The sequence below is a fragment of the Streptomyces yokosukanensis genome (genome assembly GCF_001514035.1).
GTDB lineage: Bacteria > Actinomycetota > Actinomycetes > Streptomycetales > Streptomycetaceae > Streptomyces > Streptomyces yokosukanensis.
Map to the genome: position 1 here is coordinate 59,112 of NZ_KQ948232.1, position 25,172 is coordinate 84,283.

A 25,172-nucleotide genomic window follows, 5' to 3' on the forward strand; every position below is an offset into this window, starting at 1 on the left:
GGTCCGCTCAGCTACGCGCGAGCGCCGGCGACACATAGGTGTGCGGGCCCGCGAGGCTGGGCACCGCGGGCTTCGCGGGCCGCGGCGAGGAGCGACCGAGCCGCGTTCAGTCCGCGGCCATGGCCGCGCGCAGGCTCTTGGGCCGCAGGTCGGTCCAGTTCTGCTCGACGTACTCCAGGCACTCGGCCCTGGCCGCCTCGCCGAAGACCACCCGCCAGCCCGCGGGCACCTCGGCGAACACCGGCCACAGGGAGTGCTGGTCCTCGTCGTTGACCACCACGCAGAAGCGGCCGTTCTCGTCATCGAAGGGGTTCGCGCTCAACTGGCACCGTCCTTAACCGTCATGGGGTGACTCGGGGATGGGCAAAATCGCCAGGCCGGGTGCGAGACAGCACCGGGCGCGGGTTCGCCGATCGGCGGTGTCCGGTCGACAGGACACTCGGCTTGGAAAGCGACCCCGGCGTTGGCACGTCACCGTAGGGACTCGACCGTCGGCGCTACAAGGGCGGCAGGCTCGCCGAGATCCCTGTCGTCCACCCGGGTCTGCACCCTCCCGGGTTTCTCTGTACCCCCACCGGTCTCCTGTGTCACGATGCCGACCTGCGTGCCCGTGTCCGGCCTGTCGGACCATCGCCCTTGGCTCGAAAGCCCTGGTCGGGACAGGTCTGAAGCGGGGGCGAACGTTGCTTCAGTCGATGCCGCGGACGATGTGCGGCTCGGCGGCGACAGCCGCGTCGTCGTCGGCCCCGGCGAGCCGCAGCGGCGGGGCGCCGACATGTGCCATGAGGCCGACGCGGTGGGGTGAGTGGGCGTGGCGGAGTGGCCGCTTGTGTTCTTGCGCGTCGTCGTTCACCGGTTCGTCCCTTCGCCGGGCTTCGCTGTCCTGGGGCCCAGATCTGCCGGTCGGACCACGGCGTCGCAAGGCGCTCGAGGTTCGCCCGGGAACGACCTGCTCTCGGGCCGGGGCCGCCGGTCCCTGACCTGCACGAGGGCGACCGGCCGTCTCGCGTTCCCGGAACGTGAACGCATGGCGGCCGATCGGCCCGTCCGCTGTCCGCTGTCCGCTGTCCGCTCCGGTCGAGCGGTGGTGCGGGTGCCCGGCCTTCAGGACGGGCCGAGGCCGACGTACGGGCTCGGCTGCCCGCGCCCCTGGCAGCCGACTCACCGCCCACGGTATCCGCGGCCCTGTCGAGGCCCGGTCGAGTTCCGCCCGAGCGGGCCGGCGACGCCCAGGAGCCGGCGGCCCGGGGCCTACGGAGGGAGAGCGATGGACAGCACACGAGCGGCCCTGCGCCTGTTCGTCCTGCACCACGCGGGTGGCTCACACCTGCTGTACCGCCACTGGCCGACCGAGCTGCCGGACACATGGGACGTGCGGCTGCTCGACGCCCCGGGCCACGGCCATCTCCTCGAACTGCCGCGGATCACGGACGCCGGCCGCCTCGCCGACTTCCTGCTGCGCGACATCGAACCCGAACTGACCTTCCCCTACGCCTTCTTCGGGCACAGCATGGGCGCTCTCGTGGCGTACGAGATGGCCCGGCGGGTCGTCGAGAAGGGCCTGCCGCCGCCGGTGTGGATCGGTGTCTCCGCACGATCCGCACCGCGGCCGGCGGGGCCGGGGAAGCCGTACCGGGAACCGCCCGACGCCGAGCTGCGAACGCGTCTGCGGCTGCTCGGCGGCATGCCCGAGGGAGTCCTCGACGACCCGGAACTGTGGGCCCTGTTCGACCCGATCATCCGGGCCGACCTGCGCCTCGTGGAGACCTGGAGCCCGGCTCCGGGCGCCGGTCCGCTGCCCGTGGCGCTGTCCGCCTTCGCGGGCGGCGAGGACCACTTTGCTGCACCGTCGCGGATGGCCGGCTGGGAGGGGCACACCGAACACTTCCTGGGCCTGCGGGTCTTCGACGGCGGTCACTTCTACTTCCTGGACGATCCGGGGCCGCTGCTGCGGCAGATCGAACGGGACGCGACCGCGGCCCTCGACGCGGCGGCCACGACGCGCTCCTCCTGAGCCCTTGCCGAACGGGCTACCCGCGCCCGACACCGCTGACCTACTCTGCCGCCGACGGACCGCACAAGTACGACATCAGCCAAGTGCGGACGACTCTCAGGAACGGGGAACGACGATCATGACGATGCAGAAGAGACCGAGGGCCGGCGTGGTCGGCCTGGCGGCAGTCGCGATCATGGCCACTGCCTTCACGGGGCCCGCTCGGGCAGCGGGCGACACGGCTCCCACGACGGCCGACCACCAGGCGACACAGGCCGCCGTCGACGCGGCCGTCGCGGCCGGAGTCCCCGGTGTCACCGCCGAAGCACGGGACGCCGACGGAGTCTGGAAGTCGGCATCGGGCGTGGGCAACCTGAAAACGGGTGCGCCGCGCGGCAAGAACGACCGGTTCCGCATCGGCAGCCTCACCAACACGTTCGTGGCGACCGTCCTCCTCCAGATGGAGGCGGAGAAGAAGCTCAGCCTCGACGACACCGTGGAGCGCCACCTGCCCGGGCTGGTGACCGGCAACGGCAACGACGGCCGAGCGATCACCGTACGGCAGCTCCTCAACCACACCAGCGGCCTGTTCGACTACCTCGCCGACCAGCAGTACTACGACACATATGTGCTGGGCGACGGCTACCTCCAGCACCGCTACGACACCCTGACGCCCGAGCAGCGCGTGAAGGTGGCCCTCACCCACGCGCCGCTGTTCACGCCCGGTGCCAGGCACGAGTTCTCCAACACCAACGACCTGCTGGCCGCGCTGATCGTCGAGAAGGTCGGCGGGCGGCCGTACGAGGACGAGGTGCGCAGGCGCATCGTCGAGCCCCTGGGGCTCGACGCGACGTCCAACCCCGGCGACGGCATCGCCCTGCCCCAGCCGAGCAGCCGCGCCTACTCCAAGCTGTTCAGCGCCCAGCCGGACCGGATCGACGACGTCACCGAGATGAACGGCTCACAGGGCTGGGGCAACAGCGACATCGTCTCCAGCGCGGACGATCTGAACCGGTTCTACGGCGCCCTGATGCGCGGGAAGCTGCTGCCGCCGCAGCAGCTGAAGGAGATGAAGGCGACCGTCGACGACCCCGCTTTCCCGGGCGCGTCCTACGGACTCGACATCGGACGGCTCACGCTGGGCTGCGGCACCACCCTCTGGTACCGCGACGCGGGCCTGGTGGGGTGGCTCTCCATGGCCGCGTTCACCGACGACGGCCGCCACGAGCTGACGTTCAACTACAACAGCGACTGGGGAGCGGAGACCTTGCTGCCCGTTCTGAACGCCGAGTTCTGCGCCCCGGCATCCCGCTCGCACTGACACGGGCCACGAGAACACCGGCCCGCACTCCTCCGGGTGGTGCGGGCACGGCACATACAAATTGTCATGCCTATGGAACATCACATTGATGGCGGGACCCGGATCGCGTGAGAACGACATGTCTTTCGACGGGGAGGGTTCATGACCGTGCGAGCAGCCGTGGCGGGAGCCAGTGGATACGCGGGGGGCGAGCTTCTGCGCCTGCTGCTGGCCCACCCTGAAGTGGAGATCGGCGTTCTGACCGGGCAGTCCAGCGCGGGACAGCGGCTCGGCGCACTGCAGCCGCATCTGACTCCGCTGGCCGAGCGGGAGGTGCGGCCCACCACCGCCGACGCCCTCGGGGGACACGACGTCGTCTTCCTCGCCCTGCCGCACGGCCGGTCCGCCGCCGTCGCCGAGCAGTTGGGCGGCGACACGCTCGTCGTCGACTGCGGCGCGGACTTCCGCCTCGCGGACGCGACCGACTGGGCGAGGTTCTACGGCTCGCCGCACGCAGGCACCTGGCCCTACGGCCTGCCCGAACTGCCCGGTGCCCGCGCCGCGCTCGCGGGATCCCGGCGCATCGCGGTACCGGGCTGCTACCCGACCGCGGTCCTGCTGGCCCTCTTTCCCGCGTACGCGGCACAGCTGGCCGAACCCGAGGCTGTGGTCGTCGCGGCGTCCGGCGCGTCCGGCGCCGGGAAGGCGCCCAGGGCGGACCTGCTGGGCAGCGAGGTCATGGGCTCCATGCGGCCCTACGGCGTGGGCGGCGGCCACCGGCACACACCCGAGATGGTCCAGAACCTCAGCGCCGTGGCGAGGCGCCGTGTCGCCGTCTCCTTCACCCCGACCCTCGCCCCCATGCCGCGCGGCATCCTGGCCACCTGCTCCGCCGCGGCGCGGCCCGGGGTCGGCGCGCACGACGTACGGGCCGCCTACGAGAAGGCGCTGGACGCCGAGCCGTTCGTACGGCTGCTGCCCGAGGGGCAGTGGCCCACCACCGCGGCCGTGTACGGATCGAACACCGCACAGATCCAGGTGGCCCTCGACCCGACGGTCGGCCGGATCATCGCGATCAGCGCCATCGACAACCTCACCAAGGGCACCGCGGGCGGGGCGGTCCAGAGCATGAACGCCGCCCTCGGTCTGCCCGAGGGACTGGGACTTTCCACGATCGGAGTCGCACCGTGAGCGTCACGGCAGCACGAGGCTTCACGGCGGCGGGCATCGCCGCAGGAATCAAGCACAACGGCGACCGGGACCTGGCTCTCGTCGTCAACGACGGGCCGCGCCACGCCGCGGCGGGCGTCTTCACCTCCAACCGCGTGCAGGCCGCCCCCGTCCAGTGGTCCCGGCAGGTACTCGCGGACGGCGAGATCCGCGCAGTCGTGCTCAACTCCGGTGGCGCCAACGCCTGTACGGGCCCGCAGGGCTTCGCGGACACGCGCGCGACCGCCGAGAGGGCCGCCGAGCGGCTCGGTGCGTCCGCGGCGGACGTGGCGGTCTGCTCCACCGGGCTCATCGGCGTGCCGCTGCCCATGGACCGGATCCTGGCCGGCGTCGAGCGCGCCGTCACCCGGCTGTCCGAGTCCGGCGGCGAGGACGCGGCACTCGCCGTCATGACCACCGACACGGTGCACAAGACGGCCGCCGTCACCCGAGGCGCATGGACCGTCGGCGGCATGGCCAAAGGCGCCGGGATGCTCGCCCCCGGACTCGCCACCATGCTCGTCGTGCTCACCACGGACGCCGACCTGAACGGCGCGGCCTTGGACCGGGCGCTGCGGGAGGCCACCCGTGTCACCTTCGACCGGGTCGACTCCGACGGCTGCATGTCCACCAACGACACCGTGCTGCTGCTCTCCTCCGGGGCCTCCCGAGTCGTCCCGGAACACGAGGAGTTCGCCGATGCCGTCCGCACGGTCTGCGCCGACCTGGCCCGGCAGCTCATCGGGGACGCCGAGGGCGCGAGCAAGGAGATCCGCATCGAGGTCGTGGGCGCCGCGAGCGAGGACGACGCCGTCGAGGTGGGCCGCTCCGTCGCCCGCAACAGCCTCCTCAAGTGCGCCGTGCACGGCGAGGACCCCAACTGGGGCCGCGTCCTGTCCGCCATCGGCACCACCGGCGCCGCCTTCGAACCCGACCGGCTGAACGTCGCCATCAACGGCGTACAGGTCTGCAGGAACGGATCGGTGGGCGAGGACCGCGCACTGGTGGACATGACCGGCCGCGAGGTCCGGATCACCGTGGACCTCGCCGCGGGCACGGACTCCGCCGTCATCTGGACCAACGACCTCACCGCCGACTACGTCCACGAGAACAGCGAGTACGCCTCATGAGTGCTTCTCCGTCTCCTCGACCGGCCTCTCGACCAGCGCCTCGGCCAGCGCCTCGGCCGGCTCCTCGACCGGCTCCTCGGCCGGCTCCTCGACCGTCCGGTCCGGACCGCCGCGGCGAGGCTGCGGCGCTGCCCAAGGCCCACGCCCTCGTCGAGACGCTGCCCTGGATGGCCCGCCACCACGGCAAGACCGTCGTCATCAAGTTCGGCGGCAACGCCATGGTCGACGACGACCTGAAGGCCGCCTTCGCCATGGACATCCTCTGTCTACGGCACGCGGGCCTGCGCCCCGTCGTGGTGCACGGCGGCGGCCCGCAGATCAGCGCGCAGCTGCGACGCCTGGGCCTGGAGTCCCGGTTCGAGGGCGGCCTCAGGGTCACCACCGACGAGACCATGGACGTCGTCCGCATGGTCCTCGCCGGGCAGGTGCAGCGCGAGCTGGTCGGGCTGCTCAACGCGCACGGTCCGCACGCGGTGGGCCTGACGGGCGAGGACGCCCGTCTGATGACCGCCACCAAGCGCTACGCGCACAAGGACGGCAAGCCCGTCGACATCGGCCGCGTCGGCGAGGTCGCCCACATCGACACCGGGGTCGTACAGGCCCTCATCGACGACGGACGCATCCCCGTCATCTCCTCCATCGCCCGGCCCGAGGACGACAAGGACGCCGCCGGGGGCGGGGTGTTCAACGTCAACGCCGACACCGCGGCCGCGGCCCTCGCCGCCGCGCTCGGCGCCGAGATGCTGCTGATCCTCACCGATGTCGAGGGCCTGTACCGGAACTGGCCGCACAGCGACGAGGTGATCCCCCGTCTGACGGCCGGCGAACTGGCCGAACTGCTGCCCGGGTTGGCCGCCGGGATGATCCCCAAGATGGAGGGCTGCCTGCACGCCGTGAACAACGGGGTGCGCTGCGCCCGCGTCGTCGACGGCCGGGTCGAGCACTCCATCCTGCTGCAGATCTTCGCCGATGACGGCGTCGGCACGGTGGTCGTGCCGGACGACGAGATCGGCTCCGAGGGGGCGAGGGCATGAGCGAGGGCACGAGCAACGGCACGAGCGAGGACGCGGACGTCACCGGGGCGGGCGGCGAGGGGACGGCGTGCAACGCGGCGCTGACCCGCCGCTGGCAGGACGTCATGATGGACAACTTCGGCACGCCCCGGCTGCCTCTGGTCGAAGGCCGGGGCACCTGGGTGCGGGACGCGGCGGGCAACGAGTACCTCGACTTCGTCGGCGGCATCGCGGTCAACGCGCTCGGCCACGCGCATCCCGCGGTCGTACGGGCCGTCTGCGAGCAGGTCGCCTCGCTCGGACACATCTCGAACCTGTTCATCGCCGAACCGACCGTGCGCCTCGCCGAGCGCCTGCTGCACCTGACCGGGCGCCGGGGCCGGGTGTACTTCTCCAACTCCGGCGCCGAGGCCAACGAGGCGGCCTTCAAGATCGGCAGACTCACCGGCCGTACACACATGGTCTCGGCCACCGGCGGCTTCCACGGCCGCACCGTGGGGGCCCTGGCCCTGACCGGGCAGCCCGCCAAGCAGCGCCCCTTCGAGCCGCTGCCGGGCGACGTCAGCCATGTGCCGTACGGGGACGTGGCGGCCTTGCGCACCGCCGTCACCCCGCACACCGCGCTGCTGATGCTGGAGCCCCTGCAGGGGGAGAGCGGCGTGGTCGTGCCTCCGCCCGGCTATCTGCGGGCCGCCCGCGAGATCACCGCGGCGACCGGAACCCTCCTCGTCCTGGACGAGATCCAGACCGGCATCGGGCGTACGGGGCGCTGGTTCGCGGCCGAGGCGGAAGGCGTCGAGGCCGACGTGGTCACCCTCGCCAAGGGCCTGGGCGGCGGGCTGCCCATCGGCGCGACGCTCGCCTTCGGCCGGGCCGCGCGGCTGCTCACGCCCGGCGCGCACGGCTCCACCTTCAGCGGGAACCCCGTGGTGTGTGCGGCCGCCCTCGCCGTGCTGGACACCATCGAGCGCGAGGACGTCCTCGACCATGTGACCTGGGCCGGAAAGCGGCTGCGGCACGGCCTTCGGGCCCTGGGCCACCCGCTGGTGCGCGAAGTCCGGGGCGCGGGCCTGCTGGTGGGCGTCGCGCTCGGCGGGACGCACGCGGCGCGCGTGCAGCAGGCCGCCCAGGACAGGGGTCTCCTGGTGAACGCGGTGGCGCCGGACGTCATCCGGCTCGCCCCGCCGCTGATCGTGTCCGGCCGCGAGGTGGACACCTGCCTCGACCGCTTCCGCGGGGCACTGTCCGAGGCCCTCGACGAGACACTGACGCCGGCCTGACCCGGCCGCACGGACACACGGGCACACGGGCACACGGGCACACGGGCACACGAACACGCTCGGGCACACAGGCACACGAACTCGCCCGGGCACATGGGCACATGGACGCACACAGGCACATGGACACATGGGCACACGAGCCAGGGAGTCTCCCTGGCCGGGTGTCACATCCGTCGGGTCTCGAGTTCGTTGGCGAAACGCAGCCAGTGGTCCGCGCAGCGGCGTGCGGCCTGCGCGAGCATGTCCGCACGGTGTCCGGGCACGCTTCGGGCGAGCCGGAGCCATTTCGCCTGGTCGCCGATCGAGTGGGCGCTCAGCATCTGCAGCAGCATCCGGCCGGCGTCCGTGCGCAGGGACGGGTCCTTGCGCATGTTCGGCAGGAGCAGTCCGATGGCGGCCGCGGAGGCGCGCGTCGCCGTCCGGCCGCCGGCCGGCTCCCCCGCGGCGACGGCGGCGACCGCGTCGGGCGCGGCCGGGGAGTCGTCGGCCGTGACCAGGTGAAGACCCGTCACAGGACCCTCCTCCACGCCCTCACACCGGCCCGGCCGCCGGTCCACGGTCGCGGATGTCCTGCAGTGGTGATCAGAGGTGCATGTTCACGTACGGCTCACCTCTGTGGCCGTATGGACGTCCAGGCGGACGATCGACCGGCTGGAATGCAAGACCGTCAGGTATCCGGAGCCGTGCCACGGCAGTAAATTCCGACCGGGATCGAATCTTTCCCCGGGCCAGGAGACGAAAGAAAAGGGGGTGTCAACGCACGGCAGCCATGGCGGTCGTGCGGCGTCCCGTCGACAGGACAACTCCGCCGGGCGGTCACATGGGCGATCACATATCCGGCCGCTGGAAATTCACCGATGCCGCCACCGGACGATCAATACCACGCCCATGCCGCATATGAAATTCTCCGCGCAGTCGTTCGAGTGCCACTCCAGCCCCCCCTGCGAGACTTCTCGCCGGTTATATGCACCGTTTTCATGGAGGCATGATGACGCGACAGGACGGTCGAATTGCGGGGTCGCGTGGCGGCCCGGCAAGCCCTCTCCCACAGCCCCCGCCACGGCAGCCGGGCACGGGGGGAGCCGCGCCGCGCCGGGGCCAGGTGCTGACGACCAAGGTGGGTCTGCAGATGCCTACCGGGATGGCCTACGACGAGTGGGAGCGGGCCGGGCGCCAGCTCGCCGACGTCCTCGACTCGTCCTCCTGGTGGCTGGGCGACTGGCTCGTGTACGGCAAGGACCACTACACCGACCGGTACCAGCACGGGATTCGCGCCGCCGGCCTCTCGTACCAGACCCTGCGCAACTACGCGTGGGTCTCACGACGCTTCGACCTCACCAGGCGCCGGTCGGCCCTGAGCTTCCAGCACCACGCCGAGCTGGCCTCCATGCCGGTCGAGGAGCAGGACCTGTGGCTCGACCGCGCCGAGCAGGGCCAGTGGACCACCAAACAGCTGCGCGGCGCCGTCCGCGCCGCTCGCCGGAGCGAGCAGCAGCCGCACACTCCCACCGAGCCGAGCCGCCGTCTGGAGGTCCCGGGCAGCCGTCTTCAGTGGTGGCACAAGGCCGCGGAGCAGCTGGGGGTCGACTTCGAGCAGTGGGTGATGGCCACGCTGGACAGCGCGGCCGAGAGCGCCCTGCAGGACCTCGGCAAGCTGGAAGAACGCCAGGAGATCTCCGAGCTGAAGGGCATCAAGGGCCTGGCCGCGCCGGCTCCCGGGGCCCCCGAGGAGAACGCGCGGACCCGGCCGGTGGCCATCAGCGCCTGAGTCCCCGGCGCCGAGGCTTCCCGCGCGTCACGGCAGCCGGCTCATCAGCCCGGCGGTCTCCCGCTTGTACGCGCACGCGCTCTGCCCGAACGACTCGCGCACCCGGCCACGCACCTCGCCCGGTTGCTCCTGGCTGAGCTTGAACATGCCCTCGGCCCCGGTCACCGTCAACCGGAAGGCCCCCACATCGGGCACGATCTTGCGGAAGTAGCCGAGCGACCCGGTCATGTCCCAGCCGTCGCCGAACGCCCCCTCGAAGGCGCGCACGGTGGACTGCACCACCCCCAGCGTCTCCTCGATCGAGTCGATCCTCTCCACCACGCCCCGGACATGCACCGCGGTGAAGTTCCAGGTCGGGGCGGCCGGGGTCACCTCGTACACCGTGGGCGACACATAGGAATGCGGACCGGTGAACGTCAGCAGCAGGACGCCGCCCGTCTCCAGCGCCGCCCAGTGCGGATTCGCCCGGTTCATGTGCCCGAGCAGCGTGGCCCCCGGCAGCTCGCCGGACCAGTCGCCGGACGTCTCGGGGTCGAAGATGACCGGCAGGTGGGTGGCGAACGGACCGTCCTCGGGACCGCCGTTGGACACCGCGAGCGCCAATGGATTGCCGCGGATCAGGTCCACCGTCCACGAACTGTCCGGTTCGCGGTAGAAGTTGGGCACAAACATCCGGATTCACCCTTTCGGCAATTGACTCAGGGAATGGCCCTGACTCAGGGCAGGACGGATCGCATTACTCCGGAAACAAGCGCCAAAGGTCGCGCCACACGGAGATCTTGAGAATCCGCGCCGACCCTACCGCCGTCCCGTCGACGGGACAACGATTTCAGAAATCGGGCGCCTCAACCAGTTCTCAAGTTCTCTTCATGTCATCTTCGAGTTGCCCTCCAGCCACTCTCCGGAGCACACTGCAGAACGGTCTCTCGGGCCACCGGCCGAGTTTTCCAGACGCAATCGGGAGAATCTTTTATGGGCATAACGGGTAGGCGCAGCCAAGAGATCCACGACGTGGTCGGCATCGGGTTCGGCCCGTCCAACCTGTCGCTCGCGATCGCCCTGGAGGAGCACGGGGCGAGCGCTCCGCAGCATCCGATCACGTCCCATTTCTTCGAGCGGCAGCCCACGTTCGGCTGGCACCGGAACATGCTGCTGCCGTCGACGACCATGCAGATTTCGTTCCTCAAGGACCTCGCGACCTTCAGGAATCCGATGTCCCGGTTCAGCTTCGTCTCGTATCTGCACGCCTCTAACCGGCTGGTGCAGTTCGTGAACAACCAGGACTTCTTCCCGACCCGGCAGGAGTTCCACCAGTACCTGGAATGGGCGGCGGCCGGCCTGCGCGACCGGGTCACCTACGGCGCCGAGGTCACCTCGATCCGGCCCGCCACCGTGGCCGGGTCCGCGGCGTCCGACCTCCTCGAGGTCGAGGCGCGCGGCAGCGACGGCAGCACCAGCGTGGTCACCACGCGCAACGTGGCGATCTCGACGGGCCTGGTGCCGCGCCTGCCGGAGGGAGTGACGTCCGACGAACGGGTGTGGCACAGCTCGGAGTTCCTGGGCAGGTTCAACGCGCAGGCCCCGGACGACCTCAAGAGCGTGATGGTGGTCGGCGCCGGCCAGAGCGCGGCCGAGATCACCCGGTTCCTCCACGACGCGCTGCCGCACGCCCAGGTCTGCGCGGTCATCCCGTCCTACGGCTACACCGTCGCCGACGACACCCCCTTCGCCAACCAGGTGTTCGACCCCACCGCGGTCGACGAGTACTACTTCGGCAACGAGCGGGCCCAGGACGCCTTCTGGCGCTATCACCGCAACACCAACTACTCGGTGGTCGACGCCGACGTCATCCGGGACCTGTACCAGCGCTCGTACGACGAGCAGGTGCGCGACAGCCGGCGGCTGCACTTCCGCAACCTCACCCGGGTCGCCGAGGTCGAACGCGCCGGGAGCGGGACGCGGGTGGTCCTGCACTCGCTGCTCGACGACCGCAGGGAGGAACTGGCCGTCGACGCGCTGGTCTTCGCCACCGGCTACGACGGTCTGGACCCGGCCCGGCTGCTCGGCGACTTCGACCGGCACTTCCTGCGCGACGCGGCGGGCCGGCACCGGGTGGAACGCGACTACCGCCTCATCAGCGCATCGGGGCTGACCTGCGGCGTCTACCTCCAGGGCGGCACCGAGCACAGCCACGGCCTGTCGTCGTCCCTGCTGTCGAACATCGCGGTACGCAGCGGCGAGATCGCCGATTCGATCGTGCTGCGGGGCGCCGAGCGGGAGCTGGGCAGCACCCGCCCGGTGCGGGTCGCGCCCTCGGCCGCCTGAGGCGGTACACCGTGGGGTGGGTCCTGGTGCCGTGGCCGCAGCACCGGGGCCCACCCCACGGCAGTTTCGTGGTGCGCCCGGTCACCTCACGCGGCGTCGGCCGCCGCCCGGCCGGCGTCCATCACGTCCCGCAGACTCTGCGGGCGAAGGTCGGTCCAGTGCTCCTCCACGTACGCGAGGCACGTGTCGCGGCTCTCCTCACCGAACACGACGCGCCAGCCGGCGGGAACCTCGGTGAACGAGGGCCACAGTGAATGCTGCTGCTCGTCGTTCACCAGGACGTAGAACCGGCCGTCGGCGTCGTCGAACGGGTTGCTGCTCATCAATCCACTCCAATTCAGGCCGTCCACGATTCACTTTCGAGCGGAGAGTGAATCACCGATCCATCGACGGGGCGGAGCCGGCGAGACCGCCATGCGCGATCATGACACCTTCTGGAAATCCCGCGATACTCAAGTTGACGGGAAATCGATTTTCATCGGTCCACGCCCGCGCGCGATGATTGTGGTGCGACCACGGCTCGGGCCGACAAGTATTCACCTTCCCAAGAGCCCGCAGCACAGCCAAGTGTTTTATCGCCGTACTCAAGCGCTTGTCCACCGGTCATCGGACCCCCGACGACGACACTCGAGCGAAGGCGAGGGCAGTACCCGTGACACACACAGTCCGGCAACTCCCGGACTCCGACAGCCTCATGCACACCGTGGATCTCACGTCGCGACTGGTGGCCCTCGGCCACGAGCTGGCCGTGGCGGCCGAGACGGACCGGGACGAGGCCCTCGGACTCGCCCGCCGTCTCACCGCCGGACTCTCGCCCGAGGCCCGGCTCGTCCTGCGCAGCGCCCTGGCCGAAGCCGACGCGTCGCCCGGGAACCACCGACCCGCCGTGCACGGGTCCGGCCGCCCCACGGGGCCGGGAGCCGTCCTGAGCATCCTGCCGACGTTCCAGGAGCCCGGGCAGGACCGATCGACGTGCCGTTCCGAGTCCGACCGCCCCGAGTCCGACCGTCCCGTGTCCCGCCTTACCGAGCGGGGCGATCCCGGGGCCGGCCGTCCCGAGGTGTGGCAGGTGCCCCGGAACGATCCGCCCGACGCTCTCATCCGTGTGCGGTTCGCCGACGCGGTCGCCCTCGAACGTGCCGGTGCCGCCTTCGGCGCCGGATCGGGCCCGGGTCTCGCCGAAACGTGGAGCGACCTCGAGACGCTCACCCTGCAGATCTCCGGAGACGCCGGCCTCGAGACCCTCCGGGTCGTGCTCGCGGTGCTCGACACGGCGGCGATCACGGCCGAGTGGCTCACCGTGCACACCCACGAACTCGACGACGTCTTCGCCGCGTTCACCCGCCTGCCCTGAACCCCGGGCGGGCGGGTGATCACGGAGCGTGGCGTCACGACAGCACGAGGGTGCAGCACTTGACGCTGCCGCCCGCCTTGAGCAGCTCCCCCAGGCTCACCCCGATCGGGTTGAAGCCCCGCTCCTTCAACTGTTCGCCGAGCCCGGTGGCCGCCTGGGGCAGCAGCACGTTGAGCCCGTCGGAGAAGGCGTTGAGGCCGAACACCGCGGCGTCCTGGTCCGAGGCAACGACCGCGTCCGGGAACATCTCCCGCAGCACGGCCCGACTGCCCGGGCTGAAGGCCGCCGGGTAGTACATGATCTCGTCCGCCGAGAGCACGGAGAGCGCAGTGTCCAGGTGGTAGTGGTTCGGGTCGGTCAGGGTCAGACCCGTCACCGGGATGCCGAAGAACTCCTGAGCCTCCGCATGCGAGCGGCTGTCGGTCCGAAAGCCGGTGCCGGCCAGCATCCGGCGTCCCACGCGCAGGTAGTCGCCCTCGCCCTCGTTGATGTGCTCCGGCCACAGCAGCTCCTGGAAGCCGTTGCGAGCGAACCAGTCGAGGTAGGCCGGCCCCTCCGCGGTCCGCTCCCGGTGCCGGAACCGGGCGCCGAGGACCTTGCCGTCCACCACGGTGGCGCCGTTGGCGGCGAACACCATGTCCGGGAGGCCCTCGACCGGCTCGATCACCTCGACTGTGTGCCCGAGCGAGAGGTACAGCTCCCGCAGCTGCTCCCACTGGAGCAGGGCCGTCCCGGCGTCCGTCGGTTTCTCCGGGTTCATCCACGGGTTGATGCGGTAGGTCACGTCGAAGTACTGCGGGCGGCACATCAGCAGACGGTGCGAAACCGCCTTCCGGGCCGCCCGGGGTGCCTGTGCGTCGACTGCGGCGCCGTTCAAAGCCATCGCCGGTCTCCTCCTTGGGTTCTTCGTGAGAGGGATGCGCGCTCGGCGCGGCAGGGGAGCGGCCGTCCGGTACGAGCCGTGCCGGCATCGATCCATGCGGGCGGTACGTCGGGCCTGCGGGCCGAAGAGCCGATCGGGTCCTGGTACATCGGCCGCGGCCCCTCAAAGGCTCCCCCGCACGTCGACGCGCCCGCCCTCGTCGGTGACGGTCGCGCGGGCGCGGACAGGGAGGGGAGGTGCGTGGCCCACTGTAGGCAGGGCGCGGGCCCGAGTCCCTCGCACCGCGCGGAACTTCGAGCCCAGCTGCGGCGGTGCTCCGTCTCACGCCGCCTCTCCCAGATCGCGGCCGTCCGGCTGGTCCTGCTGGGCGGCGTACACCGCGACGAAGGCGGCGAGCCCTCGCACACCGCCGTCCGGCCCGAGGGCCGTGACCGGCACGCTCTGGCGGAGCCCGCGCGACAGCGTGCGGTGCGCCTTCAGCGCCGCGGCCACCAGCTCGCCCGGCGGGCGGTGGGCGTGCTCCGCGTCCGCGCAGGCCATCGTCAGCACCTCGGCCCAGGCCCAGGAGGCGATCTCGTCCTTGCTCAGGTGCGGTACCGGGTTCGGGTCGGGTTCTCGCATGTCTGCCTCCTCGACATCTCGCTGCTCTCGGTTCAGGTACTTCCTCGGTGTCGTGCGATGCGTGCGGTACGTACAGCGCGTGCGGTGTGCGACGGTCGCTCAGGCCAGGTCGTCGCGGGTCACCCGGCGGTGCGCGATGCGCCATCGGCCGCCGGCGCGGACCAGGACGTCCTCCATGACACACACATAAAGGACCTTGGAGCTGTCTCCGCCGGGCGTGGCATACACGAGGGCCGAGCAGCGGGTGTGCAGCGACCCGTCCGCCTGGGGTTGTACGTCGAGCATGCCGACCCAGTGGTCGAGGCGGCCGCCGGCCCGCCGCTGCCGTTCCGCGCCGGCGCGCACATGGCGGCCGAGCCCGGCGCGGGCATCCACCGGCGCGGGCAGGGAAGGCAGTTCGAGAAGGGCGTCCTCGGTGAAGGTGTCCGCCCAGCGCTCGGCGTCAGGTGCGTCCAGGATCTTCATCTGGTGCACGTAGAACTGCTGCGCCTGCGCGTACAGGGCGGCGAACTCCTGGCCCTGGAACCTGTGTTCGGCGGTGCCGGCCAGCTCGACGGCCATGATCTCAGCCTCCGCTTGCGTCCGTGTCGAGGAATCCGAACTCGGTACGGACAGTCTCTGCGGCTCAGATCGAGCATCCTTCAAATAGCCCTCAAGCGCTCCGCCCGGCAGGGTCCGCCCGCGGTGCGTTCATGCCGATGTGCGGTTCGTGTTCAAGAGTGAGCGCAGTTCGGTGCGGTGATGGGGGGCGGTGTCGACGACGGCGTACAGCAAGGAGGAGGCGGTCGCGGCCGGCGCCGTCCTATTTCAAGATCTGGAGCGGGACCGCCTGGGCCATCGCGGCCATGCCCGCGTCGTTGGGGTGCAGACCATCTCCGCCGTTGTACGCGGGTAGCAGCCGGCCGGGCCGGGCGGGGTCGCGGACCGCGGCGTCGAAGTCGATGACCGCGTCGAACGCGCCGCTCGTGCGGATCCAGTCGTTGACGGCCTGCCGCGTCGACTGCCGCTGCGAGGTGGAGTAGCCGAGCGTGTCACCTTCGAAGGGCGTGATCGTCGCGCCGAAGATCTTCAGGCCGCGCTGATGAGCACGCTGGATCAACTGCTTGTATCCATCGATGAGTTCGTCGGCCGTGACCTCCTCGGAGGTGGGCGCCGCGATGCCCGGCTGGCCCAGGTCGTTGACGCCGAGGAGTACGGTGACGGCACGTGCCCCGGGCTGGCCCAGCACATCCCGGTCGAACCGCTTCAGACCGCTCTCGCCGAAGTACGCGGCGAAGGACTCGGCAGGGGAACCCGGGACCGGGTTCGGGTCCCGCAGCAGCCGGTTGCCGCCGATGCCGGCGTTCACGACGCCCGTGCCGGCCAACTGCCTGTCCCGGCGCAGCCGTTCGGCGAGCAGGTCGGGCCAGCGGTGGTCGGTGTCGACCGTGGTGTGTTCGCCGTCGGTGATGGAGTCGCCGAGGGTCACCAGGGCCGCATCCGCCGTACCGCTGTCGCCGGCGACGGCCACGCCCGACAGGAAGTGCCACGACGTGGTGGTCGAGGCCGGGGTGACGTCGGGCTTGCCGGTGACATCGCCGCTCGCCACGAAGTTGCTCTGGTACGCCGCCGAGTGCACGGTGTCGGCAGGGGTGCGCTGCGGCAGATACAGGCTGACGACGAGGTCACCGCCCGCGGTCGTGGGCAGCGCGACCGGGTCGCTCCAACGCGCGGTGCCCGGCGCGAGGGTCGTCGACGCGCTGCCGTCGAAACGCAGTACCCGGTCGGTGCCGGGATCGATGGCGGTGGCGGGGCCGCCCACCGAGGGGCGTGCGGCATGCGCCTCGCCGATCACCAGCGGTGTGGTGCCGAATTCGTTGGTGAACCGGACCCGCAGGCTGCCTCCTGCGACGGACAGGTGCACCTTTTGCCGCAGTGTCTGGTCCTCGTAGACCGTGGAGTCACTGGCGGGCACAGCGGTGGGCGGAGCCGCCCAGGTGCCTATGAACGTGTCCGTGGTGGCGTGTGCGGCGGGTGCCGCGGCCAGGGCGGGGACGACGAGCGTGAGGGACAGGCTCAGCAGCACGCCAAGACGTCTGCGCATGAGGGATCGTGCCTTTCATGGGTGGGTGGGGGGTGAGCGACCGACCGGGACTGATGGCCGCGCCGGCCCGTTCAACGGCCCTGTCGGCGGCGGTTGGACATCGACTCAGCCGTCGGCCTCCGCGACCTCGCGCGCGAACTCGGCCCACATCTGCGCGTACTTCCTCGCCAGGTCGGCCACCAGGTCCGTGCAGTGCGCGGGCACCGCGCCGGTCATCGTCAGCAGGTCCCCTCGCTCCACGGCGCTGCGCTGCAGCAGGCGAAGCAGCCGGCGGCCGCTCTCCTTGTGCCGCAGCGAGGGGTCACGCAGGAGCTTGTCCATCGGTGAGTCCTCGCTCGAGCGGATCGGGCGGACCACGCTCACGGTCTCCTCGACCATGCTGCCGCGGCTCTTCGCGCAAGCCTCGGCGTCGGCGGTCGGCCGCTTCTCCGGCGCGTCCCGTTCCGGGACGGGGGGCCGGCCGGAGGCGAGTCGCTTGCGCACGTCGCTGACCGTCGCCGGTGAGATGCCGGCGTGCCGGGCCACCTCGCGCAGTGAGGCGTGGGGGCGCTCCGTCAGCAGTTCGGCGGCCCTCCAGCGGCCCTCCGCGCCGTCCAGCGGCCGGACCTTGCCGTCCGTGCCCCGACGAGTCCTGGGGTACGGCGTCACCCCGGCCGAGGTCGAGCGCAGTGCCGCCACGGTCCTGGCGCCGACCCCCGCGGTACGGGCCACCGCCCGGTCCGACAGGTGCGGCCACTGGGCGAGGATGCGCTGCGCCGCGGCCCGGCGGTCCTCCCGGGAGAGGGGGAGTCCGTGCGCCATGTTGGACCGGACCGCGAGAAGGAACGCCTCCTCGGCGGCGCCGTCGAAGAAGCGCACCTCGATGGTCGTCCGGCCCTTCGCACAGGCCGCCATGACGCGGTGCATGCCGTCGATCACCCGCATCGTGGACCGCTCCACGAGTATCGGCGGAAGCGACTCGTCGAGTTCTGCCAGCCGGGCGACGTGCTCGGCGTCTTCTCCGCGCAGGCGCGGAGAATATCCGGGCACGAGCGACGAGATCGATACGGATTCGGTTTCCTGGTCGAGAGTTCCTGCCAATGCCGCCGTCATTGTCGGGGCGTCAGAACCCTCTTGCGCCGACTCGATAAGAAGTGCACCGGAATTGGGCATGTGACCGACTCAGCTCCCCAGATCTATTGCATCCCTACGTCCACGGGGCCTACTCCTGCACGGTACACAGATTCCGCTTCACGGGTGACGGATCGCTTCGAGCCGGGAGCCTGAACGCGTCCAGGAGGGGTGGAGAACCGCTGGAGGAGGACCAGCGTCACACAATGAGTTCACCGCCGTCCGGCAGCACCTCCGTGCCGGCCTCACGCGCCGCCGCGCCGGCGGCGGAGGAGGGGTCGAGGAGCGGGTTGGTGTTGTTCAGGTGGGTGTAGATCCGGCGCAGGCCCCGATGGCGGGCGAGCGCGGCGAGGCTGCCGCCGGGGCCGGCCACCGGCAGATGGCCCATGAGGGGCTGCCCGGCGTCCTGGCAGGCCACGGCCGTTCCCAGTTCCTCGGCGCTGAAGAAGGTTCCGTCCACCAGGGCGCAGGACGCCGAGTCCAGCAGGTCGTCGAATCCGTCCGGCCAGGTGGCCAGGCACGGGGCGTAGACCAGGGCTCCGCCGGTCGCCGGGTCCTCGATGCGGTAGGCGCACACCCAGGGGGCGTCCGGGGCCGGACTGCCGACGTATTTGGGGGCCTTGGCACTGACCGGGTGCGCGGTGACGGTGAGCCCGCCGGCCAGTTCGAAGCCGCCGGGTGCGGTGCTGTCCTGCCAGTCCCAGGGCGCGTAGCGGTCCAGCAGGCCGCGCAGTGGCAGGTCGGCGGCGAGCGCGTCGCGCACCGGGGGCGCGGCGTGCACGCTCAGGCCGGTGCCGCCGCGCAGGATGGTCAGCCCCAGGGCGTGGTCGACCTCGGCGTCGGTGAGCAGCACACCGCGCACGGGCGTCTCGCGTGGGCCGGGGCCGGGCGACAGGGCGGGTGCGGCGAGGAGCTGGGTGCGGATGTCGGGGGAGGCGTTGAGCAGCCACCAGTCGCGTCCGTTGCCGCTGACGGCGACGCACTCCTGGGAGCGCGCGGGCAGTTCGCCACGCCGGCAGCGGACGCACAGCGCGCAGGCGCAGTTCCACTGCGGGAAGCCGCCGCCGGCCGCGGTGCCGAGCAGGATCACCCTCACGACGGCACCGGCCCCCGCAGGACGAACGCCGGTGCCGGGCCGTCGGTGACCTCCGCCAGCGCCTCGTCGACCAGCGACCGGTGCGGGGACAGACCGCAGGCCGGGTCCGTGGCCGCGGCGTCGCCGGTGAGCTGGAACGCCTGGCAGCGGCAGCCGCCGTGGTCGCGCGTGCGCTCCGGGCAGGTACGGCACGGTTCGCGCATCCAGTCGGTGCCGCGGTAGGCGTTGAACGCCTCGGAGGCGTACCAGATCTCCCGCAGCGGGCGGCGCAGCGCGTTCTCCACCGGGAGGGTGGTGATGGCGTACGCCGCGGGGCACGGCAGCACATCGCCGGTGGGCGTGACGGTCAGCTGGGTGTTGCCCCAGCCGTCCATGCACGGTTTGGGCCGGTCGTCGTAGTAGTCGGCCGCCACATAGACCAGTTCGGGGCCGCCCGCGTGCTGCGCGCGGGCGCGCCGTACGGCCTGGCGCGCGGCGGCGAGCTGGTCCGCGGTGGGCATCAGCGCGGCGCGGTTGCGCAGCCCCCAGCCGTAGTACTGGGTGTTGGCCAGCTCGATCCGGTCGGCGCCCAGGCGGACGGCGAGATCCACGATCTGTTCGACCCGGTCGATGTTCCTGCGGTGCAGCACGACGTTGACGGTGAGCGGGAGTCCGGCGGCGGTGACCGCCTGCGCCGCCTTGAGCTTGGCGGCGTGCACCCGGGCGCCGGCGACCTCGTCGCCCGCGGCCGGGTCGGCGTCCTGCAGGGAGAGCTGGACATGGTCGACGCCGCGCCGCGCCAGCTCGCGGGCGCGGTCGGCGGTCAGGCCGACGCCGCTGGTGACGAGGTTGACATAGGCGCCGAGCTGCCGGGCGTGGCCGACCAGGTCCGGCAGGTCCGGCCGGGCCAGCGGCTCGCCGCCGGAGAAGTGCATCTGCACCACGCCGAGTTCACGGGCCTGGGTGAGGATGTCCGTCCACTGCTCGCGGCTCAGCTCCTCGGAGCGGCGCACGAGTTCGAGGGGGTTGGAGCAGTAGGGGCAGTGCAGGGGGCACCGGTGGGTCAGTTCGATCAGCATCCCCAGCGGGGCACGGGCGCTCGGGTCAGCCATCCAGGTCCACCACCCGGCGCTCCGCCAGCCGCAGGAGCAGTTCGCAGACGTCCTGCGTGCTGACGCCCTCGTACTCCTCGGCGAGACGATCGACGATTCCGCCGACGGTGGCGGTGCCGTCGCAGTGGGCGAGCACCGCCGCCGCGGTGTCGTTGAGGACCACGACGCGTTCGGGCAGCAGGGCGAGTTCGCCGCGGGCCGGATCGCTGGTCAGCCGGACTCCGGGCCGCAGGCGCGGCACGGTGGGCTCGGGCAGGCCGGTCATGACCGTGGGGCTCCGTTTCCTGTGTGGTAGTCGAGCGAGTCCAGGACGGCGCCGAGCACCTGGCACTTGAACGCCAGCGCCCGCACGCAGGCCTCCTGCTGCTCCCGGGTGACGGCGTGCCGGGCCACCAGGTCGAGCAGTGAGCGGCCCTCGGGGCCCACGACCTCGATGCGCGCGGTGAAGTACTCGAAGCCCTCCTCCGCGATCCACGGGTAGTGCTCCCTGAGCCGGCCCAGCCGGTGGGCGAGCAGGCCCGGCGAGAACAGCTCGGTCAGCCCTGAGGCGGCCGCCTCCAGCCAGGGGCGGCGGCGGGCGAAGTCCACGTAGGCGTCCACGGCGAAGCGCGTGCCCGCAAGGACGAGGCGCTCGTCGAGCACCTCGTCCTTGCTCAGGCCGACCGCTTCGGCCAGCCGCAGCCATTTCTCCGCACCGCCCGAGGAGGCGTCCGTCCCGTCGTGGTAGACGATCCGGGACAGCCACTGCCGACGCACGTCGGGCAGGGGGCAGTTGGCCACGATCGCCGCGTCCTTCTGCGGCAGGCAGCGCTGGTAGTACCAGCGGTTGGCCGCCCACAGCCGCAGCTCCCCCTTGTCCAGCAGCCCTTCGTGCATCCGCCGGTGGAACGGGTGCCGGTCCCAGTACGACGACTCCAGCGCGTAGAGCGCCTGCCTGAACTCGGCCTCGCTCCAGGGGGCGTCGGCCTCATGCGTCACGGACATCGAAATGCCTGCGTCCTTTCCTGCGGCGGTGTGTCAGTCTCGGCCGAGGTCGCGGCTGAAGTAGGCAGTGACTTCCATGCCGGTGTCGAAGGAGGCGAAATCCGGTCGATGCCATGCCTTCTTGGCGGGGATTTCCTTGTCCGAGGTTCGCATGCCCGTACTCCTTTTCGCAGAACGGTTTTTCCGTATGAGCGAGGGCGACAGTAACGATGCCCGCGAGGGGACGGCAATGTGGGCTCCGGTGATTCTCGAGCGGTTCACGGCACGGACTTGACGGCGGAAAAGGACCGGCCGCGGGCAGCCTCTTCTGGTACGGTGAAGCGCGGATGGTGTACACGAAGGAGAGGTAGCCGTGGTCATTGCGGGTGACGACGACATCACCGGGTGATACCCGGATGTCGACTGCCACCGCTGTGCACGGAGCGTGCGTGGCGTCGTGGCTGTGTCCCCACATGCCTTGACCACTCCATCACCCGGGTGCCCTGGTGCGCCCGCATCCTCTGCGAGGCCTGCGTACATGTCCGACGCCAGCATTGTCTGCTCGAATCTCTCCTTCTCCTGGCCCGACGGCACCTCGGTGTTCCGGGACCTGTCCTGGTCCGTGGGGGACGGCCGCACCGGCCTGGTCGCGCCGAACGGCGCGGGCAAGTCCACCCTGCTGAAGCTGATCGTGGGCGGACTGCGCCCGAACCGCGGGTCCGTGACCGTCCAGGGCCTGCTCGGCTACCTCCCGCAGACCCTGCCCCTGACCGGCGACCTGACCGTGGCCGAGGTGCTCGGCATCGCCCCGGTCGTCGAGGCGCTGGACGCCATCGCGTCCGGGGACGTGAGCGAGGAGCACTTCGCCACGGTCGGCGACGACTGGGACATCGAGGAGCGCAGCCGTGTCCATCTCGAACGCCTGGGGCTCGGCGACATCCCGCTGACCCAGCGGCTGCACTCCCTCAGCGGCGGCCAGGTCGTCTCCCTCGGCCTGGCGACCGAGCTGATCAAGCAGCCCGACGTGCTGCTGCTGGACGAACCGACCAACAACCTCGACCTGGACGCCCGCCACCGGCTCTACCAGGTGCTGGAGAGCTTCAACGGCTGTCTGCTGGTGGTCAGTCACGACCGGGCGCTGCTCGACCGCATGGACTGCATCGCCGAGCTGGAATCGGGTGACATGCGGCTGTACGGCGGCAACTACACCGACTACGAAGAGGCCGTGCGCGCCGAGCAGGAGACGGCCGAGAAGAACATCCGTACCGCCGAGCAGCAGGTCAAGCGGGAGAAGCGGGAGATGCAGCAGGCCCGTGAACGGGCCGCGCGCCGGGCCGGTGTCGGTGCCAAGGCCGCCCGCAAGGGCAGCATCTCCAAGATGGCCGCGGGCACGCTCAAACGGCGCGCCCAGGAGTCGGCCGGCAAGTCGAACGACACGCACGGCCAGCGCCTCGCCGACGCCAAGGCCCGGCTGGACGAGGCGAGCCGGATGCTGCGCGACGACCGCAGGATCTCCCTGGAGCTGCCCGACACCAATGTTCCGGCGGGACGCACCGTCTTCCTCGGCGAGGGCGTCCAGGTCCGCTACGGCGAACGGGAACTGTTCACCGGCGAGGGGGTCAGCCTCACCATCAGGGGGCCGGAACGGATCGCGCTGACCGGCCGCAACGGCGTCGGCAAGTCGACCCTGCTGCGGGTGATCAGCGGAGAACTCGCCGCACAGAGTGGTGAGTTCAAGCGGGCGGACGGCCGCGTCGCCTATCTCTCCCAGCGCCTGGACACACTGCCGCTCGATCGCACCGTCGCGCAGTGCCTGGCCCACTACGCGCCGCTCAAGCCCGAGGCGGAGCGGATGAACCTGCTGGCCCGCTTCCTCTTCCGCGGAACCGCGGCGCACCTCCCGGTCGGAGCGCTGTCGGGAGGTGAGCGGCTGCGCGCCACCCTGGCCTGTGTCCTCGGCGCCGAGCCGGCGCCGCAGCTGCTGCTGCTCGACGAGCCGACCAACAACCTCGACCTCGACAGCGTCGAGCAGTTGGAGGGGGCCCTCAACTCCTACGAGGGCGCGTTCGTCGTGGTCAGCCACGACGAACGGTTCGTCAAGGAGATCGGGGTGAGCCGCTGGCTGCGGATCGCGGACGGCCGTCTGCTCGAAACGGGGGCGCCCGAGGATGAGTGACGGCGCCTCGTACCCCACCGGCGGACAGGACATCCTGTCCGCCGACCACCGCTCGGCGCATCTCGTCGCCGAGGACCTGCACTGCGTGCTGGGTGACCGCGTGGTGCTGCGCGATGTGTCGCTCACGGTCTCCCGGGGCGAGCGGGTCGGTCTGATCGGTGAGAACGGCCGGGGCAAGTCCACTCTGCTGCGCGTCCTCGCCGGCGACCTCGCACCGCAGCGCGGCCAGGTGGTGCGCGCGGTGTCGGGCCGGGTGGGGTTCCTGCCCCAGCAGCCGGACTTCCCGGCCGACTCCACCATCGAGGACGTACTCGCACGGGCGACGGCGGAGATCGGAGAACTGTCCGCGCGGATGCAGGCCGCCGAGGAGCGGATGTCGCGCGAAGCGGGCGATCTCGGCGCGGTGCTGGAGGAGTACGGCCGTCTCCAGGAGGAGTTCACCCGCCGCGGCGGCTGGGAGACCGGTGCCCGTATCGGTGAGGTGCTGGACGTCTTCGGCCTGGCCGCCCTGGACCGGGCCCGCCGCGTGCGCACCCTCTCGGGCGGTGAGCGGGCGCGGCTGGCACTGGCCTCGCTGGTCCTCGACGAACCGGCCGGACTGCTGCTCGACGAGCCCACCAACCACCTCGACGACCGGGCGGTGGACTGGCTCGTGCGGTGGCTCACGTCGTACCAGGGCCCGTGTCTGATCGCCTCGCACGACCGGGTGCTGCTCGACGCGGCCGTCACCGCCATCGTCGACCTGGACGGCCCCAGTGGTTCCACCGTGCGCTACGGCGGCGGCTACCAGGACTACCTCGACGAACGGGCCGCGGCTCAGGAGCGCTGGTGGCAGCGGTACCGCGAATGGAGCCGGGAGCTGGCCGAGGCCCGGCGACGGCTGGATCGAGCCCATGCGGGCGGCCGGGTCTTCACCGGCAGGGGGGACAACGACAAACTGTCCTACAACGCCATGGGGAGCGCCGCCGAGGCCGCGGTCGCGCGCAGGACCCGCGCCGCCCAGCAGCATCTGCGAGAGCTGCTGGACGACGCGGTGCCGCGTCCGCCGGAGCCCCTCGACTTCGCTCCTCCGCAGGCCGCGGACGTCTTCGACGGGATGGTGCAGCCAGCCGACGGTGTGCTGGTGCGGGCCTGCGGTCTGACCGTCGCTCAGGTGCTGTGCGACGCGGATCTGACACTGGCCGCCGGCAGCCGGTATGTGATCAGCGGTCCGAACGGCGCCGGCAAATCGACGCTGCTGTCGGTGCTGGTGGGTGAGCGGACCCCGGACGCCGGGGTGGTGGAGCGGGCACCGGGGCTGCGCATCGGATATCTGCCGCAGGACAGCGACTTCGGCGCCGAACGGAGAGGGCTGCTGGATGCCTTCGCCGCGCGCCGCGCCGTCCATGTCGAGGACGCCGCTGCCGAGTTGACCCGGTTCGGCCTGTTCGGCCCCCGTGACTTCGCCACCCCGGCGAATCGACTGTCGGTGGGCCAGTGGCGGCGCCTGGAACTCGCGCTGCTCTTCGCTCGGCGACCCCATCTGCTGCTGCTCGACGAGCCCACCAACCACCTCAGCCTGGTACTGGTCGAACAGCTGCTGGCGGCGGTCGAGCGCTTCACGGGCCCGGTCGTGATGGTCACCCACGACCGCGCGCTGCGCGAGCACCACCGCGACCGGCTCCTGGAGCTGTCCGGCGGGCGACTGGTCCGGCCGGCCTGAGGACCGACCGGGACTGCACGGGTCCGAGGCACGCGCCCCGGACCCGCTCAGCCAGTGCTCTCTCGCAGAGCGGCC

25 protein-coding genes are annotated in these 25,172 nt (G+C 71.2%); 11 read left to right on the plus strand and 14 right to left on the minus strand.

Features of this window, described 5'->3' with window-relative positions; genetic code table 11:
* Positions 1-106: 106 nt before the first annotated feature.
* Positions 107-322 carry an MbtH family protein gene (locus AQI95_RS40425; RefSeq protein ID WP_067135930.1) on the minus strand — a complete coding sequence of 72 codons (216 nt, stop codon included), beginning with the start codon at positions 320-322 and terminating at the stop codon, positions 107-109.
* 945 nt (positions 323-1,267) lie between these two features.
* Here AQI95_RS40425 and AQI95_RS40430 point away from each other — a divergent pair.
* The 6 genes from AQI95_RS40430 to AQI95_RS40455 all read left to right on the plus strand — a co-directional run bounded on the left by AQI95_RS40430 (position 1,268) and on the right by AQI95_RS40455 (position 7,925).
* Complete coding sequence (locus tag AQI95_RS40430; protein WP_067135932.1) at positions 1,268-2,014, plus strand: thioesterase II family protein; 747 nt, start codon at positions 1,268-1,270, stop codon at positions 2,012-2,014.
* Positions 2,015-2,138: 124 nt separating this feature from the next.
* On the plus strand, positions 2,139-3,314 hold the full coding sequence (locus AQI95_RS40435) for a serine hydrolase domain-containing protein (protein WP_244189034.1): 1,176 nt from the start codon (positions 2,139-2,141) through the stop codon (positions 3,312-3,314).
* Positions 3,315-3,455: 141 nt separating this feature from the next.
* Entirely contained in the window at positions 3,456-4,484 is a 1,029-nt protein-coding gene (gene argC / locus AQI95_RS40440) for an N-acetyl-gamma-glutamyl-phosphate reductase (RefSeq protein WP_067135934.1), read from the plus strand.
* On the plus strand, positions 4,481-5,632 hold the full coding sequence (gene argJ, locus AQI95_RS40445; protein ID WP_067135936.1) for a bifunctional glutamate N-acetyltransferase/amino-acid acetyltransferase ArgJ: 1,152 nt from the start codon (positions 4,481-4,483) through the stop codon (positions 5,630-5,632). The genes argC and argJ overlap by 4 nt, the downstream gene beginning before the upstream one ends.
* A gap of 167 nt (positions 5,633-5,799) precedes the next feature.
* Entirely contained in the window at positions 5,800-6,666 is an 867-nt protein-coding gene (argB, locus tag AQI95_RS40450; RefSeq protein WP_244189035.1) for an acetylglutamate kinase, read from the plus strand.
* Positions 6,663-7,925, plus strand: a complete 1,263-nt coding sequence (locus tag AQI95_RS40455) for an acetylornithine transaminase (protein ID WP_067135938.1) — start codon at positions 6,663-6,665, stop codon at positions 7,923-7,925. Before argB ends, AQI95_RS40455 begins: the two co-directional genes overlap by 4 nt.
* 164 nt (positions 7,926-8,089) lie before the next feature.
* On the opposite strand, the gene AQI95_RS40460 is transcribed toward AQI95_RS40455, so the two are convergent.
* A complete protein-coding gene (locus tag AQI95_RS40460) occupies positions 8,090-8,437 on the minus strand; it encodes a hypothetical protein (RefSeq protein WP_067135940.1) in 348 nt (115 codons plus the stop codon).
* A gap of 605 nt (positions 8,438-9,042) precedes the next feature.
* Between AQI95_RS40460 and AQI95_RS40465 the strand changes: the two genes are divergently transcribed.
* Entirely contained in the window at positions 9,043-9,693 is a 651-nt protein-coding gene (locus AQI95_RS40465) for an LmbU family transcriptional regulator (protein WP_279617051.1), read from the plus strand.
* A 27-nt stretch (positions 9,694-9,720) separates the two neighbouring features.
* Here the strand turns inward: AQI95_RS40465 and AQI95_RS40470 are convergent, their stop codons facing one another.
* Positions 9,721-10,365, minus strand: coding sequence for an FMN-binding negative transcriptional regulator (locus tag AQI95_RS40470; RefSeq protein ID WP_067135942.1), 645 nt, complete (start codon positions 10,363-10,365; stop codon positions 9,721-9,723).
* 300 nt (positions 10,366-10,665) lie between these two features.
* Here AQI95_RS40470 and AQI95_RS40475 point away from each other — a divergent pair, with 300 nt between their 5' ends.
* The gene (locus AQI95_RS40475) at positions 10,666-12,018 is read left to right on the plus strand and encodes a lysine N(6)-hydroxylase/L-ornithine N(5)-oxygenase family protein (protein ID WP_067135944.1); all 1,353 of its coding nucleotides are present in this window, start codon (positions 10,666-10,668) and stop codon (positions 12,016-12,018) included.
* Between the two features lie 86 nt (positions 12,019-12,104).
* Here the strand turns inward: AQI95_RS40475 and AQI95_RS40480 are convergent, their stop codons facing one another.
* The gene (locus AQI95_RS40480) at positions 12,105-12,341 is read right to left on the minus strand and encodes an MbtH family protein (protein WP_067135946.1); all 237 of its coding nucleotides are present in this window, start codon (positions 12,339-12,341) and stop codon (positions 12,105-12,107) included.
* Positions 12,342-12,670: 329 nt separating this feature from the next.
* Here AQI95_RS40480 and AQI95_RS40485 point away from each other — a divergent pair, with 329 nt between their 5' ends.
* A complete protein-coding gene (locus AQI95_RS40485) occupies positions 12,671-13,372 on the plus strand; it encodes a hypothetical protein (RefSeq protein ID WP_159056672.1) in 702 nt (233 codons plus the stop codon).
* A gap of 34 nt (positions 13,373-13,406) precedes the next feature.
* Here AQI95_RS40485 and ddaH read toward each other — a convergent pair whose 3' ends face one another.
* The 10 genes from ddaH to pqqA all read right to left on the minus strand — a co-directional run bounded on the left by ddaH (position 13,407) and on the right by pqqA (position 21,393).
* Positions 13,407-14,255 (minus strand): dimethylargininase, encoded by an 849-nt coding sequence (gene ddaH / locus AQI95_RS40490; protein WP_079071869.1) that lies wholly within the window; start codon positions 14,253-14,255, stop codon positions 13,407-13,409.
* A 321-nt stretch (positions 14,256-14,576) separates the two neighbouring features.
* Positions 14,577-14,876 (minus strand): hypothetical protein, encoded by a 300-nt coding sequence (locus tag AQI95_RS40495; RefSeq protein WP_067135950.1) that lies wholly within the window; start codon positions 14,874-14,876, stop codon positions 14,577-14,579.
* 99 nt (positions 14,877-14,975) lie between these two features.
* On the minus strand, positions 14,976-15,437 hold the full coding sequence (locus AQI95_RS40500) for a nuclear transport factor 2 family protein (RefSeq protein WP_067135952.1): 462 nt from the start codon (positions 15,435-15,437) through the stop codon (positions 14,976-14,978).
* 241 nt (positions 15,438-15,678) lie between these two features.
* Complete coding sequence (locus AQI95_RS40505) at positions 15,679-16,959, minus strand: SGNH/GDSL hydrolase family protein (RefSeq protein WP_067135954.1); 1,281 nt, start codon at positions 16,957-16,959, stop codon at positions 15,679-15,681.
* Positions 16,960-17,064: 105 nt separating this feature from the next.
* On the minus strand, positions 17,065-17,988 hold the full coding sequence (locus tag AQI95_RS40510; RefSeq protein ID WP_244189037.1) for a ParB/RepB/Spo0J family partition protein: 924 nt from the start codon (positions 17,986-17,988) through the stop codon (positions 17,065-17,067).
* A 280-nt stretch (positions 17,989-18,268) separates the two neighbouring features.
* Positions 18,269-19,165, minus strand: coding sequence for a pyrroloquinoline quinone biosynthesis protein PqqB (gene pqqB, locus AQI95_RS40515; RefSeq protein WP_067135958.1), 897 nt, complete (start codon positions 19,163-19,165; stop codon positions 18,269-18,271).
* Positions 19,162-20,256: a pyrroloquinoline quinone biosynthesis protein PqqE gene (gene pqqE / locus AQI95_RS40520; RefSeq protein WP_067135960.1), complete on the minus strand. Its 1,095-nt coding sequence runs from the start codon at positions 20,254-20,256 to the stop codon at positions 19,162-19,164. The genes pqqB and pqqE overlap by 4 nt, the downstream gene beginning before the upstream one ends.
* The gene (gene pqqD / locus AQI95_RS40525) at positions 20,249-20,521 is read right to left on the minus strand and encodes a pyrroloquinoline quinone biosynthesis peptide chaperone PqqD (protein WP_067135962.1); all 273 of its coding nucleotides are present in this window, start codon (positions 20,519-20,521) and stop codon (positions 20,249-20,251) included. The genes pqqE and pqqD overlap by 8 nt, the downstream gene beginning before the upstream one ends.
* A complete protein-coding gene (gene pqqC, locus AQI95_RS40530) occupies positions 20,518-21,240 on the minus strand; it encodes a pyrroloquinoline-quinone synthase PqqC (protein ID WP_067135965.1) in 723 nt (240 codons plus the stop codon). The genes pqqD and pqqC overlap by 4 nt, the downstream gene beginning before the upstream one ends.
* A gap of 33 nt (positions 21,241-21,273) precedes the next feature.
* Positions 21,274-21,393 (minus strand): pyrroloquinoline quinone precursor peptide PqqA, encoded by a 120-nt coding sequence (gene pqqA, locus AQI95_RS47655; RefSeq protein WP_067135967.1) that lies wholly within the window; start codon positions 21,391-21,393, stop codon positions 21,274-21,276.
* Between the two features lie 364 nt (positions 21,394-21,757).
* Between pqqA and abc-f the strand changes: the two genes are divergently transcribed.
* Positions 21,758-23,395 carry a ribosomal protection-like ABC-F family protein gene (gene abc-f / locus AQI95_RS40540; RefSeq protein WP_067135969.1) on the plus strand — a complete coding sequence of 546 codons (1,638 nt, stop codon included), beginning with the start codon at positions 21,758-21,760 and terminating at the stop codon, positions 23,393-23,395.
* Complete coding sequence (locus AQI95_RS40545) at positions 23,388-25,097, plus strand: ABC-F family ATP-binding cassette domain-containing protein (protein WP_079071871.1); 1,710 nt, start codon at positions 23,388-23,390, stop codon at positions 25,095-25,097. The genes abc-f and AQI95_RS40545 overlap by 8 nt, the downstream gene beginning before the upstream one ends.
* The last annotated feature ends 75 nt before the right edge of the window (positions 25,098-25,172 follow it).